Raw genomic sequence first — 16,289 nt, 5'->3', positions numbered from 1 at the left:
ACCGAGCACCCCGGCTCCCCTTCCGCCCCCGCGCCGAAGTCCCCGGCGAGGTCCCGTCGCCGCGCGCCCCCGGTGGTGCCCGTCCCTCGCGACGCGGGGCTGCCGCTCTCCTTCGGGCAGCAGCGGATGTGGTTCATCGAGCAGCTCACGCCCGGAGGCATCTCCTACAACGTCCCGTACTTCGCGCGGCTCACCGGAGCGCTGGACGTCCCCGCCCTGGAGCGCGCCCTGGCCGTGCTGGTGGAGCGGCACGAAGCGCTGCGCACCACCTTCGCCGTCGTGGACGGACAGCCGGTGCAGCGCGTCGCGCCGTCGCTGCCCCTGCCACTGCATGTGGAATCGCTGGAGGCGCTGCCCGCGTCCGGGCGGGAGCAGACCCTGCGGCGGATGGCGGAGGCGGAGGCGCGCGTACCCTTCGACCTGGGCGTGGGGCCGCTGGTGCGTGTGCGGCTCTTGCGGCTGGGAGAAGCAGAGCACGTGCTGCTCCTGATGCTGCACCACATCTGCTGCGACGGCTGGTCGCTCACGGTGATGGAGCGCGAACTTCAAACGCTCTACGCGGCCTTCCGCGCCGGCACGACGCCCGCGCTGCCCGCGCTGCCGGTGCAGTACGCGGACCATGCGGTGTGGCAGCGGCAATGGCTCCCCGGTGAACACCTCCAGCAGCAGCTGGAGTGGTGGCGGGGACAGTTGTCGGGAGCGCCCGCCGCGCTGGATCTGCCCACGGACCGGCCCCGTCCCGCGGCGCAGTCCACGCAGGGCGCGGTGTACCGCCACGCGCTTCCTCCAGCGCTGGGGAAGGCGCTGGAGGCGCTGTGCCGCAAGCAGGGCGTGACGCTGTTCATGGCGTTGCTGGGCGGCATGCAGCTGCTGCTCTCGCGGCTGAGCGGACAGGACGACATCGTCATCGGCTCCCCCATCTCCGGCCGCACGCGCCAGGAGGTGGAGCCCCTCATCGGCTTCTTCATCAACACGCTGCCCCTGCGCGTGCAGGGCGAGGGCTCGCTCGGCTTCGGAGAGCTGCTGCGCCGCGTGCGCAAGACCTGCCTGGATGCATACGCGCACCAGGAGGTGCCCTTCGAGCAGATGGTGGACGCGCTCCAGCCCGAGCGTGACCTGAGCCGCCCGCCGCTGTTCCAGGTGTTCTTCACGCTCCAGCACTCGGCCGTGCCCGCGCTGGAGCTGGAGGGACTGAGGACGTCCGAGCTGGACTTCGAGCCGGGCGTGTCGCGCATGGACCTCACCGTCTTCCTGCGCGAGACGCCGGAAGGGCTCGTGGGCCTCTGGGAGTACAACACCGACCTCTTCGACGCGGCCACGGTGGCGCGCTTCGCGGAGCACTACACGCACCTGCTGGAGGCCGCGGTCGCGGAGCCGGAGCGGCCCGTGGCCACGCTGCCGCTGATCACCGCGGTGGAGCGGCAGCGCCTGCTCGACCTGGGCACGGGAGCCCCCGTCCCCTACCCGCGCGACGCGTCCCTGCCCGCCCTCTTCGCGGAGCAGGCCGCGCGCACGCCCGACGCCGTGGCCCTGGAGGCCGGAGGCCAGCGGCTCACGTACGCGCAGGTGGAGGCGCGCGCCAACCAGCTCGCGCACCACCTGCGTGGCCAGGGCGTGCGACTGGGGATGCCGGTGGGCCTGTGCGCGGGCCGGTCGCTGGAGATGGTCGTGGCGACGCTCGCCATCCTCAAGGCGGGGGGCGCGTACGTCCCGTTGGATCCGGGCTATCCCCCCGAGCGTCTGGAGCTCATGGCGCGCGACGCCCGCATCTCCGTGCTGCTGGTGGAGCTGGGACGTGAATCCGCGCTGAGGGGCCTGGCCGCGCGGGTCGTGGTGCTCGACCCGTCATGGCGGGCCTTCGCGAGCCAGCCGACGGTCGCGCCCGGCGTGGGCATCCCCGCTGATTCGCTCGCGTACGTCATGTACACGTCCGGGAGCACCGGGCGGCCCAAGGGCGTGGGCATTCCGCACCGGGGCGTGACGCGGCTGGTGAAGGGCGTGTCCTACGTCCGGTTCAGCGCCGACGACGTCGTCCTCCAGCTGGCCACCACGTCGTTCGACGCCGCGACCCTGGAGCTGTGGGGAGCGCTGCTCCATGGCGCGAAGCTGTTCCTCTACCCGCCGGTGACACCCTCGCTGGAGGAACTGGAAGCGACGCTGGAGCGCGAACGGATCAGCGTGCTGTTCCTCACCACGGCGTTCTTCGAGCAGATGGCGCTGAACCGGCCCGCGGCGCTCGCCCGGGTGGGACAGGTGCTCACGGGAGGCGACGTCCTGTCACCGCTGGCCGCGCGCAAGCTGCTGGACGCGGGCCGCGCGGTCGTCAACGGCTACGGCCCCACGGAGAACACCACCTTCTCCGCCACGTATCAGGTGAAGCGGGACCTGGATGCGCGGATGCCCGTGCCCATTGGCCGCGCGCTGGAGAACTCCCAGGCGCTGGTGCTGGACGCGCGCCTGGAACCGGTGCCGCCCGGCGTCGTGGGAGACCTGTACGTGGGAGGCGACGGCCTCGCGTGGGGGTACCTCGACCGGCCGGACCTCACCGCGGACCGCTTCGTGCCCCATCCCTTCAGCGACGTCCCGGGTGCCCGGCTGTACCGCACGGGCGACCGTGCGCGGTGGCTGCCCTCCGGTGAGTTGGCGTTCATGGGCCGCGCGGACACGCAGGTGAAGCTGCGCGGCTTCCGCATCGAACTGGGAGAGATTGAAACCGCCCTGCGCCACCTGCCCGGCGTGGAGGACGCCGTGGCGGAGGTGCGCGAGTACGCCCCCGGCGACAAGCGGCTGGTGGCCTACGTGGCCGGGACGAACGTGGATGTGAACGCGCTGCGCCCGCGCCTGTCCGCCCGGCTGCCTGCGCCCCTGGTCCCGTCCGCCTTCGTGAAGCTGGACCGGTTGCCGCTGACGCCCGTGGGCAAGGTGGACCGGAAAGCGCTCGCCACGCCCGTGGGCGACACGCTCGCGGAGGACGCCTACGTGGCGCCGGTCACCGCCACGGAGACGGCGGTGGCCGAGGTCTGGGCCTCACTCCTGGGCCGTACACGCGTGGGCACACAGGACTCCTTCTTCGAGCTGGGTGGTCACTCGCTGCTCGCCACGCAGGTCACGTCCCGGCTGCGGGAGACCTTCCAGGTGGACCTGTCGGTGCGGGCCCTGTTCGAGGCGCCCACCGTCACCAGCCTCGCCGCGCGCATCGATGCACTGCGACTGGAGAGCAGCCGGCTCCATTCCCTGCCACTGGTTCCCGGCCCCAGGGACGGTTGGTTGCCGCAGTCGTTCGCGCAGCAGCGGCTGTGGTTCATCTCGCAGCTCGACACACTGGGGTTCTCCTACAACGTCCCCATGGTCACGCGGCTGCGGGGCGCGCTGGACGCGGACGCGCTGGAGCGGAGCCTCGCGGAGGTCATCCGGCGTCACGACGTCCTGCGCACCACGTTCGATGAAGTGGATGGACAGCCGGTGCAGCGCATCGGGCCCGCGTGGGACTTCGCGCTGGCGAGCACGGACGTGGAGGCCGCGAAGCTCCCGGAGCGGCTGGCAACGGAGGCACGACGCCCGTTCGACCTGCGGCGCGGCCCCTTGATGCGCGGGCTGCTTCTGCGCGTCGCGGACGACGACCATGTGTTGATGCTCGTCATCCACCACATCGTCTTCGACGGGTGGTCCATCGACGTGCTCCAGCGCGAGCTGAACGCGCTCTATCCCGCGCGGGGCCAGAGCCCCCTGCCGCCCCTGTCCCTCCAGTACGTGGACTACGCGCGCTGGCAGCGCGAGTCGTTCCAGGGAGAGGAACTGGAGGATCAGCTCACGTGGTGGCGCGAGGAGCTGGCGGGAGCACCACCCGTACTGGACCTGCCCACCGACAAGCCGCGCCCGCCCGTGCAGACCTTCCAGGGCGCGAACTTCGAAGTGCTGCTGCCCCAGTCCCTCCACGGCGCGCTCCAACTGCTGGGGCAGCGAGAGGGCGCCACGCTGTTCATGACGTTGCTCGCGGGGTTCCAGGCCCTGCTGTCGCGCTACAGCGGCCAGGACGACGTGGTGGTCGGCTCGCCCATCTCCGGCCGCAACCGCCGCGAGGTGGAAGGCCTCATCGGATTCTTCGTCAACACGCTCGCCCTGCGCGCGGACGTCTCCGGTTCGCGCTCCTTCCGCCATCTGCTGCGCAGCGTGCGTGAGAACTGCCTGGGCGCCTTCGCGCATCAGGACCTGCCGTTCGAACAACTGGTGGACGCGCTCAAGCCGCCGCGCGACCTGAGCAGGACCCCGCTGGTCCAGACGATGTTCGTCCTGCAGCGGGCCGCGACGCCGCTGTCCCTGCCGGGCCTCGCGGTGGAGGACTTCCCGTTCCAGTCGGGCGTCTCCCGCTTCGACCTGATGCTGTTCATGCGGCAGACGCCGCACGGGCTCGTCGCCTACTGGGAATACAACACCGCGCTCTTCGAGGAGGCGACCCTCGCCCGGATGGCCGGGCACTACGTGCGGCTGCTCGAAGGCGTCACCGCGAACCCCGAGCAACCGCTGGCGGACCTGCCCCTCCTGTCGCGGGAGGAACGGGAGCAACTCCTGGTCGCGTGGAACCACCGCGAGGAGCGGCCTTCCACGCCGGGGCTGATCCACGTCTGGGTGGAGGCCCAGGTCGCACGGACTCCGGATGCGGTCGCGGTCACGAACGGGACCGAGTCACTGACCTACGCACAGCTGGATGCGCGCGCCAATCAGCTCGCGCACCACCTCATCGCCCTGGGTGTCACGCGGGGGAGCTCCGTCGGCCTGTGCCTGGAGCGCGCGAGCCTCGACATGCCCGTCGCGGTCCTCGCCACCCTCAAGGCGGGCGCCGCCTACGTCCCGCTGGATCCGCACTATCCGGCGGAGCGTCTTGCCCTGATGCTGGAGGACACGCGTGCGCCCGTCGTCCTCGCGCATGAAGGCTTCGTGCGGGCCCTGCCCCCGGGTACCTCCGCGCGCATCGTGACGATGGAGTCTGAAGCCGCTCCGGTGGCCTTGCGTCCTACGTCATCCCCGGACGTGAGCCTGTCACCCGAAGCGCTCTGCTACGTCGTCTTCACCTCGGGCAGCACGGGACGCCCCAAGGGCATCGCCATGTCCCACCGGGGCATCGGCAACATGCTCGCGTGGCAGCTTCGCCGGGCGGTCCGCGCGGAGGCCACGACGCTCCAGTTCGCGTCGCTCAACTTCGACGTCTCGTTCCAGGAGATCTTCGGGGCGTGGTGCCTTGGTGGCCGGGTGCTTCTCAGCTCCGCCGAGCTGCGCCGCGATCCGCCAGCGTTGTTGCGCTTCCTCACCCAGCACCATGTCGAGCGCATCTTCCTCCCCTTCGTCGCGCTCCAATCCCTGAGCGAAGCAGCGCGCACCGCGACGGAACTGCCCCCGCTCAACGAAGTCATCACCGCGGGCGAACAACTCCAGGTGACACCCGCGCTCGTGGCCCTCTTCGAGCGGCTGCCGGGCTGCGTCCTCGAGAACCAGTACGGCCCTTCGGAGACGCACGCCGCCAGCGCCTGGCGTGCCTCCGGGCCTCCAAGCACGTGGCCCGCGCTTCCTCCCGTGGGCATACCGCTGACAAACGTCCAGACCTACGTCCTGGACGCGCGCGGGAACCCAAGCCCCGTCGGCGTCCCGGGTGAGGTGTTCATCGGAGGTGAAGGGCTCGCGCACGGCTACCACGGCCGGCCGGACCTCACCGCGGAGCGCTTCGTCCCTTCGCCCTTCAGCGCCACGCCGGGCGCACGCCTCTACCGCACGGGCGACAAGGCCCGCTGGCTCCCGGATGGACAGCTGGAGTTCCTGGGCCGCCTGGACGGACAGGTGAAGCTGCGCGGTTTCCGCATCGAGCTGGGTGAAGTGGAGTCCGCCCTGCGCGCACTGCCCGACGTGCGGGACGTCGTCGCCGTGGTGCGCGAGGACCTGCCGGGCCACAGGCGGCTGGTGGCCTACGTGGTGCAACCGGAAGCAACCTTCTCACCGGAAGCGCTGAGGCAGGCACTGGCGCGACGGTTGCCGGAGCACATGGTGCCATCGGCCCTGGTGCGCATGGACGCGCTGCCCCTGGGCCCGAGCGGCAAGGTGAACCGCAACGGCCTGCCCCTCCCCACGGAGGAAGCAGCAGCCGACGCCGGGTTCATGGCCCCCATGACGGCGGTGGAGAAGGTGATCGCCGACATCTGGGCGTCCCTGCTCGTGGTGCCGCGCGTGGGCCTGCAGGACCACTTCTTCGAACTGGGTGGGCATTCACTGCTCGCCACGCAGGTGGTCTCCCGCCTGCGCGAAGCCTTCCAGGTGGACCTGTCCCTGCGCGTCCTCTTCGAAGCGCCCACTGTCGCGCAGCTCGCCGCGCGGCTGGAGGAACAGCTGCACGGCGCGAACCGGAAGGCCGTCCCGCCGCTGGTGCCCCAGCTTCGCGGCGAGTTCGTTCCCCAGTCGTTCTCCCAGCAGCGGCTGTGGTTCGTCTCGCAGCTCGACACCAGCGCGCACGCCTACAACCTGCCCCTGGTCACCCGGCTCCGGGGACGGCTGGACACGCACGCACTGGAGGACGCGCTCAACGCCCTCATCCGGCGTCACGAGGTCCTGCGCACCACCTTCGATGAAGTGGACGGCCAGCCGGCGCAACGCATCGGGCCCGCGTGGACGCTCACGCTGAAGCACTTGAACGCGGATCCGTCGATTCCGCTCCAGCGCCAGGTGGAGACCGAAGCACACATGCCGTTCGATCTGCGGCGCGGCCCCCTGGTCCGGGCCACGCTGCTCCAGTTGGCGGCGGACGATCAGGTCCTCATCCTCAACTTCCATCACAGCGTCTTCGACGGCTGGTCCATCGACGTGCTCCAGCGGGAGCTGGATGCGCTCTACCTCGCACGAGTCCAAGGCACAGAGGCAGGGCTCCCGCCCATGTCCATCCAGTACGCGGACCATGCGCTGTGGCAGCGCGCATGGTTGCAGGGGGAAGTGCTGGAAGAACAGGTGGCGTGGTGGCGCGAACAGCTCGCGGGGGCACCGCACGTGCTGGACCTGCCCACCGACAAGCCCCGTCCGCCCGTGCAGACCTTCCAGGGCGCATACATCGAAGTCCCGCTACCGCCCGCGCTGTCCAGCGCCCTCGTCGCCATGGGCCAACGCGAAGGCACCACGCTGTTCATGACGCTGCTCGCGGGGTTCCAGGCCCTGCTGTCGCGCTACAGCGGCCAGGATGACATCGTCGTCGGCTCGCCCATCTCCGGCCGCAACCGCCGCGAGGTGGAAGGCCTCATCGGCTTCTTCGTCAACACGCTCGCCCTGCGCGCGGACGTCTCTGGTTCGCGCTCCTTCCGCCATCTGCTGCGCAGCGTGCGTGAGAACTGCCTGGGCGCCTTCGCGCATCAGGACCTGCCGTTCGAACAGCTCGTGGACGCGCTCAAGCCCCCGCGTGACCTGAGCCGTGCGCCGCTGGTCCAGTCCCTCTTCGTCCTGCAACAGGCGGCGGTCCCCCTGTCGTTGCCCGGGCTGCACGCGGAGGACGTCCCGTTCCAGACGGGCGTGTCGCGCTTCGACCTCATGCTCTTCGTGCGTGAGTCGGCGCAGGGCCTGACGGCGTTCTGGGAGTACAACACCGCCCTCTTCGAGGAGGCGACGCTCGCCCGGATGGCCGGGCACTACGTGCGGCTGCTCCAAGGCGCGGTCCGCCATCCCGAGCAGCCCCTGGCGGCCCTGCCCCTCCTCTCCGAGGAGGAGCGGCGGCAGGTCGTCGTGACGTGGAACGCAGCGAAGGACGACTCCTTCGAGCCCGGACTCATGCACCGCTGGGTGGAAGCGCAGGTCGCGCGGACACCGGATGCGGTCGCGGTCACGAACGGTGCGGAGGCGCTGACCTACGCACAGCTGGATGCGCGCGCCAATCAGCTCGCGCACCACCTCATCGCCCTGGGCGTCACCCCGGGAAGTTCCGTCGGCCTGTGCCTGGAGCGCGCGAGCCTCGACATGCCCGTCGCGGTCCTCGCCACCCTCAAGGCGGGCGCCGCCTACGTCCCGCTGGATCCGAACTACCCGGTGGAGCGCTTGACCTTGATGGTGGAGGACACGCGCGCGCCCGTTGTCCTCGCGAATGAGGCCTTCGTGCAGGCCCTGCCGCCGAACACCTCCGCGCGCATCGTGACGATGGAGGCCGAAGCCGCTCCGGTGGCCTCGCGTCCCACGTCGGCTCCGAACGTGAAGCTGTCGCCCGAAGCGGTCTGCTACGTCGTCTTCACCTCCGGCAGCACCGGGCGCCCCAAGGGCATCGCCATGTCCCACCGGGGCATCGGCAACATGCTCGCGTGGCAGCTCAAGCGTGCGGTCCGCGCGGAAGCCACGACACTCCAGTTCGCATCGCTCAACTTCGATGTGTCGTTCCAGGAGATCTTCGGGACGTGGTGCCTCGGAGGACGCCTGCTGCTGAGCACCGCTGAGCTGCGCCGCGATCCGCCAGCGTTGTTGCACTTCCTCACCCAGCACCGCGTGGAGCGCCTCTTCCTCCCCTTCGTCGCGCTCCAATCGCTGAGTGATGCGGCGCGCACCGCGAAGGAACTGCCCCCGCTCAACGAGGTCATCACCGCGGGCGAGCAACTCCAGGTGACACCCGCGCTCGTCGCCCTCTTCGAGCGGCTGCCCGGCTGCGTCCTCGAAAACCAGTACGGCCCTTCGGAGACGCACGCCGCCAGCGCCTGGCGTGCCTCCGGGCCTCCAAGCACGTGGCCCGCGCTTCCTCCCGTGGGCATACCGCTGACAAACGTCCAGACCTACGTGCTGGATGCACGCGGGAACCCGAGCCCCGTCGGCGTCCCGGGTGAGGTGTTCATCGGAGGTGAAGGGCTCGCACACGGCTACCACGGCCGGCCGGACCTCACGGCGGAGCGCTTCGTCCCCTCGCCCTTCAGCGCCACGCCGGGTGCACGCCTCTACCGCACGGGTGACAAGGCCCGCTGGCTCCCAGATGGGCAGCTGGAGTTCCTGGGCCGCCTGGACGGACAGGTGAAGCTGCGCGGCTTCCGCGTCGAACTCGGTGAAGTGGAGTCCGCCCTGCGCGCACTGCCCGACGTGCGAGACGTGGTCACCATGGTCCGCGAGGACGCGCCCGGTTTCAAACGGCTGGTGGCCTACGTGGTGCAACCCGAAGCGACCTTCTCACCGGAGGCACTGAGACAGGCACTGTCGCGACGGCTGCCGGAGTACATGGTGCCGTCGGCCCTGGTGCGCATGGACGCCCTGCCCTTGTCACCCAGTGGCAAGGTGAACCGCAACGGCCTGCCAGTGCCTACGGAAGAGGCCATCCCCGGCACCGTCTACGTGGCCCCGGTCTCCGCGGTGGAGAAGCTCATCGCGGACATCTGGGCGCCGCTGCTGGGCGTGCCGCGCGTGGGCACGCAGGACCACTTCTTCGAACTGGGCGGGCATTCGCTGCTCGCGACCCAGGTGGCCTCCCGGCTGCGCGAGTCGCTCCAGATGGAGCTGCCGGTGCGCGTGCTCTTCGAAGCCCCGACGCTCGCGGAGCTGGCCGCTCGAATCGAAGCCCTGCGCCACGAAGCCCGTCCCCTCCAGGCGCCGTCCCTGGTGCGCGTGGAGGCCGGAGACGTCGCGCCGCAGTCCTTCCCGCAGCAGCGGCTGTGGTTCATCGACGCGCTCACGCCAGGCGGGTTCGCCTTCAACGTCCCCCTGTTCATCCGGTGCAAGGGGCCGCTCGACGTGGCCGCGTTGGAGCATTCACTCGCGGCGCTCATCGAGCGTCACGAAGCCCTGCGCACGGTGTTCGCGGAGGAGAACGGACAGCCCGTGCAGCGAGTCCTGCCCTCGGTACCCTTCGCCCTCGCCTTCGAGCGGCTGGAGGACGTGCCGCCCCAGGAGCGCGACACCGTCCTGCGCCAGCGGGCCGAGGAGCGGATGCGCCACGTCTTCGACCTGCGCTCGGGCCCGCTGCTGACGGCGACGCTGCTGCGGCTGGACGCGGAGGACCACGCGCTCTTCCTGCTCATGCACCACATCATCACGGACGGCTGGTCCACGGACGTGCTGGGGCGCGAGCTGGGCATCCTCTACGACGCCTTCACCCGCGACCAGACGCCGCACCTGCCGCACCTGCCCATCCGGTACACGGACTACGCCCGCTGGCAGCGCGCGACGTTGCAGGGCGAAGCGCTCCAGGCGCAGCTCGCCTGGTGGAAGCGGCAGCTGGACGGTGCGCCCCGCGCGCTGGAGCTGCCCACCGACCGGCCGCGTCCGCCGGTGCAGGCCCAGCAGGGCGCGGCCCTCATGGTGCGAGTCCCCGCCGCGGTGGATGCCGCCGTGCGCGACCTGTGTCACCAGCAGGGCGTCACGTCCTTCATGGCGCTGCTCGCGGGCTTCCAGGCCCTGATGTCGCGCTACAGCGGCCAGGACGACGTGGTGGTCGGCTCGCCCATCTCCGGCCGCAACCATCGCGACGTGGAAGGGCTCATCGGCTTCTTCGTCAACGCCCTGCCCCTGCGGGTGAAGGTCTCCGGCGCCGAGTCCTTCCAGGTCCTCCTGGGCCGCGTGCGCGAGACGTGCCTGGGTGCGTACGCGCACCAGGAGGTGCCCTTCGAGCAACTGGTGGACGCGCTCCAGACGCCGCGCGACCTGAGCCGCACGCCGGTGTTCCAGGCCGTGTTCGCGCTCTACAAGGACTTCCCCGGCATCCCCCTGCGCGGGCTGGAGACAGGAGCGGTGCCCTTCGATCCGGGGCTCGCGAAGCACGACCTCACGCTCTTCATGCGCGAATCCGCCACCGGGTTGATCACGCACTGGGAATACAACACCGCCCTCTTCGACGAGGCGACGGTGGAGCGCATGGCCGGGCACTACCTGCGGCTGATGGAACAGGTGACGCGAAGCCCGGAGCGCCCGCTCGCGTCGCTGTCGCTGCTGACGGAGCCGGAGCGCCAGCAGCTGCTCGTCGCATGGAACGACACGGCGCTCGACGTGCCCCAGGACCTGCGAGTGCCCACGCGCATCACGGAGCAGGCGCGGCTGCGGCCGGAGGCGCTCGCGCTGGCGGGCGACGGGCAGCGGCTGACGTTCGGGGAGCTGGAGACCCGGTCGAACCAGCTCGCGCACCTGCTGCGCGCGCAAGGCGTGGGGCCGGAGACCGTGGTCGCCGTGTGCCTGGACCGCACGCCCGGCTACGTGTGGGGCGCGCTGGGCATCTTCAAAGCGGGCGGGGCGTACCTGCCCATGGACCTGACGTGGCCGGAGGCCTGGTGGCGGCACGTGCTCACGGACAGTGGCGCGCACGTCGTCGTCACGCGCCAGTCCGTCGCCTCCCGCTTCGAGGGATGCGGCGTGCGCGTGCTCTGCCTGGACGCGGAGCCCGCGCTGGAGGCGCAGCCGGCCACCCCGCCCGGCGTGACACTGCACGCGGAAGCGCTGGCGTACATCATCTACACGTCGGGCAGCACGGGCCGTCCGAAGGGCGTCGCGGTGACGCACGGTACGTTGGCGAACCTCGTCGCGGGGCTCGGCACGGCGGCGCGGATCGCTCCGGGAGACCGGGCCACGCTGCTGACGGGGCTCGCCTTCGACGCGTCCGTCTTCGAGATCTGGCCGTCGCTCTCGCACGGCGCCAGCCTCCACCTGCCCGAGGAGGAGGTCCGTGCGGAACCCGCGCGGCTGGTGCGGTGGCTCGCGGCGGAGGCAATCACGCTCGCCACGTTGCCCACGCCCCTGGCGGAGGCCGCGCTGGAGCAGCCCTGGCCCTCCGGCATGCCGCTGCGCCGGGTGCACATGGGAGGTGACGTGCTGCACCGCCGCCCGGGCCCTTCCGTCCCAGGGGAGTGGATCAACTGCTACGGCCCCACGGAGAACACCGTCATCGCGACCTCCAGTGTCGTGAAGCCCGAAGCACCCGAAGGCTTGCTGCCGCCCATTGGAAGCCCGGAGCCCAACGTGCGCGTGTACGTGCTGGATGGCACCGGACAGCCCGTACCGGTGGGGCTCTGGGGCGAGCTGTTCCTGGGAGGCGCCCAGGTGGCCCGGGGCTACCTGGGCCAGCCCGCGCTCACGGCGGAGCGCTTCGGACCGGATCCGTTCTCCCGCGAGCCCGGCGCGCGCCTGTATCGCACGGGGGACGTGGTGCGGTGGCTCGCGGACGGCACGCTGGAGTTCCGGGGCCGCGCGGATTCGCAGGTGAAGGTGCGGGGCTTCCGCATCGAGCTGGGCGAAGTCGAAGCCGCATTGCTCGCGCAGCCCACGGTGAAGGAAGCGGTGGCCTCCGTGCGCGAGGACGTGCCGGGCCAGCGGCGGCTGGTCGCGTACGTGGTGCTCCGTGAAGGGGTCCCGTTCGCGGTGGACGCGCTGCGAGCGTCGCTGCGCCGGTCGCTCGCGGAGCACGCGGTGCCTTCGGCGTTCGTGGTGCTGGAGCGGCTGCCCTTCACGGCGAACGGCAAGCTGGACCGCAAGGCCCTGCCCGCGCCGGACGTGCACCGTCCCGAACTGAGCGAGGACTACCGCGTCCCCGAGGCGGGACTGGAGCAGACGCTGGCCGCGCTGTGGGCCGGAGTGCTGGGACTGGAGCGCGTGGGCGCGAGCGACAACTTCTTCGACCTGGGCGGCAACTCGCTGCTGCTCCAGTCCGTGCAGGCGAAGCTGGAGGCGCTGGTGGGCCGCAAGGTCCCGCTGGTGACGCTCTTCCAGTACCCCACGGTGCGCGCGCTCGCCGGGCACCTGTCACCACCGAAGGACGCGCCACCGGTGGCCGCTCCCGCGCCCGCGCAGGACCCGGGCGCGCAGCGGAGGGACAACCTGCGGCGCATGGCCCAGCGGCGGGGGCGGCCCGGCTCCAGCTGAGCCGTTCGCTCAGGAGAGATGGAGGAAGGGGTACCAGATCCCCCGCAGGGTAACGACGCCGATGTTGGGACGGATGTGATTGGCTTCGAGCGGGCCTCGGTCAGGGCAGGAAGGCCGCGAGCTTCGCGCCCAAGCCGACAGCGTTCTCACCCGTGAGCATCGACTGGTGGTCGCCGGGCACGGACTCCACCCGGACCACCGCGCCCGAGTCCAGCCATTCGAGTTCCACGTGCTTCGGCATGTGCTCGATGACGGTCGACGCGCGGAAGAACTGGAGGGTGCCGCCCTCGAAGCGGGGCATGGAGTATTCGCGCAGGGCGGCCATGTTCGCCTCCCAGACGCGCACGTACCGCCGCTGCTCCTCCGGATCCGTGAAGACCGGCCCCTGTTCGAAGCCCACCCCGCCCGCCCGGGCCTGGGCGATGTCCCCGGGGCCCGGCGTGTCGAGCATCGCGCACAGCGGCACCGCGTGGCCTGCCGCCGTCAGCCTGCGGGCCATCTCGTAGACGACAGCTCCACCGAACGACGCGCCCACCAGCAGGTAGGGCCCCGTGGGCTGCAACGCGCGCACGCCTTCCAGGTAAGCCGTCGCCATCGCGTCGACGGACGTGTGCAGCGGCCCTTCCGGCTCCAGGCCCCGGGACTCGAAGGCGTAGGCGGTCCGGCCCGCGTCGATGGCGCGCGCCAGGTCCCGGTAGAACACCGCCTGACCTCCGGCCGCGTGCACGAAGAAGAGGGGCGGACCGCGCGTGCCCTGCTGGAGCAGCGCCACACCCGGCGGCAGGGACGGGGCGTTCTCCCGGCCTCCCAGCTTGCGCGCCAGCAGCTCCACCGTGGGCGCGGTCAGCATCTCCTTCAGCGCGAGCCGCTTGCCGAAGCGCTCGGAGATCATCGCGAGCAGCCGGAGCGCGACCAGCGAGTCGCCGCCCAGCGCGAAGAAGTCGTCGTGGATGCCCACGTCGTCCAGGCGGAACAGCGTCTGGAAGCACTCGACCAGGGTCTGTTCCGTGGCATCGCGGGGCGCCACGCGCTCACCGCGACGGGGGGCCCGTCCCTTCGGTGAAGGCTTCGGAGGCACGGTCGCTTTCGCCCGCGCCGACATGGCTTCCCGTGCGACGGGGGCCTGTTCGACGTCATCCAGGCTGTAGTGCTCGCGGTCGAAGCTGTAGGTCGGCAGGTCCACGCGCCGGCGCCGCTCGCCGTCCCGGATGCGTTCCCAGTCCACGTCCACGCCCGCGGCCCAGGCTTCACCCAGGGCGGCCAGTGCACTCGCGGGCGCGTCACCCTTCGTCGGCAGGGTGGCCAGCACGGGCTGCGTCTTGCGCACCGGGTGCTGCCTCGCGAGCGCGGTGAGCGTCGTGCCCGGACCGGCTTCAATCAATGCGCGGTCGCCGGACTCCAGCAGGCAGCCCAGCGCATCCGAGAAGCGGACGGTGTGCCGCAGGTGCCGGACCCAGTAGTCCGGAGACGTCGCCTCGCGCTCCTGGAGCCACCGGCCGGTGAGGCTGGACACCACGGGCAGCGAGGGCGCGCGAAGCTTCACGCGGGCCACCTCCCGCGCGAAGCCCTCCAAGTAGGGCTCCATCATCGAGGAGTGCGCGGCGCGCGCGTAGCGCACCCGCTTGTGCTCGATGCCCCGTGCCGTCAGCGCCTGCTCCGCGGCCTCCAGCTCCGGCAGGGGTCCGGAGAGAACACAGGTCTCCGGTCCATTGATGGCCGCCACCGACACGGCAGGTCCCACGAGCGCCGTGACCTGCTCCACGGGAGCGAGCACGGACACCATCCCGCCCAGGGGCATCGCCTCCATCAAACTGCCCCGAGCGACAACGAGGCCCAGCGCCTCCTCCAGCGTGAACACGCCCGCGAGGCACGCGGCCACGTATTCGCCCAGCGAGTGCCCCAGCAGCGCCTCCGGCTTCACGCCCCACGACAGCCACAGCTGCGCGAGCGCCCAATCGCAGACGAACAGCGCGGGCTGGGACCACAGCGGCCGGTCCAGCTCACGGGCCGCGGCATCGAAGCGCTCGGGTCTGGCGAAGAGGACTTCACGGAGGTCGGCGCCCAGGGGACCGAGAAGCCACTCCGCGCACGTATCGATGGCTGCACGGAACGCGGGCTCGCGAAGGAACGCCTCGCCCATGTTCACCCGCTGCGCACCGCCCCCCGGGAACAGGAAGGCCACCCCACGGGATTCGCCCTCATCGAACGCGGTGCGGATCCGGGAAGACGCATCCTCACCAGCAGCAGGCCTTCCCTCCAGGAGCGCCGCGGCATCCTCGCCCTGTCGGACCACGACGAAGCGGCGCCATGGGAAGCGAGCACGTCCCACCTGCAACGTATGCGCGACGTCCGCGAGCCAATCGTCCGAAGCGCCCTGAGCGGCCCGCTCCCCTGAAACGGATCCGTCGTCCACCGCCATCTGTCTCTTCACCGCGTCTGATTCCGCACGCGAGGCCGCCGTGACGGTCCCTCCGGGAGCCGCGTGCTCACGCAGGCGCTCCGCGAGCGCCGAGGTCATCCGCTCCAGCGCACCCTCCGTCTTCGCGGACAGCAGCAGCACCTCTTCCGCACGCCGGGGCGCCACCGCCTCCGGAAGCGGTGGCGCCTCCTGCAACACCACGTGCGCGTTCGTCCCGCCAATCCCCAGCGCCGTCACCCCGGCGCGAAGCGGCAGCGGCCCCACCCACGCACGCGCGCTCCCCACCACCTGGAAGGGACTGCCCTCCAGCTCCAGCATCGGGTGCGGCTTCGTGAAGTGCAGCGTCGGAGGCAGCGTCCGGTGCTCCATGGACAGCACCGTCTTGATCACCCCCGCCACACCCGCCGCCGCGTCCAGGTGGCCGAAGTTGCTCTTCACCGCGCCCAGGCCACACGCCCCCGGCGGAGCCCCCTGGAACGCCTGCTTGAGCGCCGCGACCTCAATCGGATCCCCCAACGCCGTCGCCGTCCCGTGGGCCTCCACGTAGGAGACGTCCGAAGGCGACACGCCCGCCACCGACAACGCCTCGCGGATCACCGCCGTCTGCCCTTGCACCGAAGGCGCCGCGAACCCCGTCTTCGCCCCGCCGTCGTTGTTCAGCGCCGTGCCCAGCACGATGGCGCGGATGGAGTCCCCGTCCGCCACCGCGTCCGCCAGCCGCTTGAGCACCAGCATGCCCACGCCATTGCCCACCGCCGTGCCCGCCGCGTTCACGTCGAACGGCCGGCAGCGCCCATCCGGCGCCAGGATGCCGCCGTCCTGGTTGCGGTGCGCACCCAGCTGCGGCGTGCGGATGGACACGCCGCCCGCGAGCGCCAGGTCGCACTCGCCCGCGAGCAGCGACTGACACGCCAGATGCAACGCCACCAGCGACGTGGAGCACGCCGTCTGCACCGTCATCGCCGGGCCCGTCAGGTCCAGCTCGTACGACACCCGCGTGGCGAGGAAGTCCCCCGAAAGCCCCAGCGCCCCCGCCAGC

Annotated in this window: 2 protein-coding genes; one reads left to right on the top strand and one right to left on the bottom strand. The window is 71.2% G+C overall.

Going from position 1 to position 16,289, the window contains the following annotated elements; translation table 11 throughout:
- Positions 1-75 precede the first annotated feature (75 nt).
- Positions 76-12,831, top strand: a complete 12,756-nt coding sequence (locus D7X32_RS36910; RefSeq protein ID WP_158625826.1) for a non-ribosomal peptide synthetase — start codon at positions 76-78, stop codon at positions 12,829-12,831.
- Between the two features lie 100 nt (positions 12,832-12,931).
- Here D7X32_RS36910 and D7X32_RS36905 read toward each other — a convergent pair.
- On the bottom strand, positions 12,932-16,289 hold a 3,358-nt coding region (locus D7X32_RS36905; RefSeq protein ID WP_120607225.1), incomplete at its 5' end, for a type I polyketide synthase.

This window comes from Corallococcus carmarthensis (assembly GCF_003611695.1).
Taxonomy (GTDB): Bacteria; Myxococcota; Myxococcia; order Myxococcales; family Myxococcaceae; genus Corallococcus; species Corallococcus carmarthensis.
Note: the sequence above shows the minus strand (reverse complement) of the source record. Positions and strands in the feature narration are given on the sequence as shown.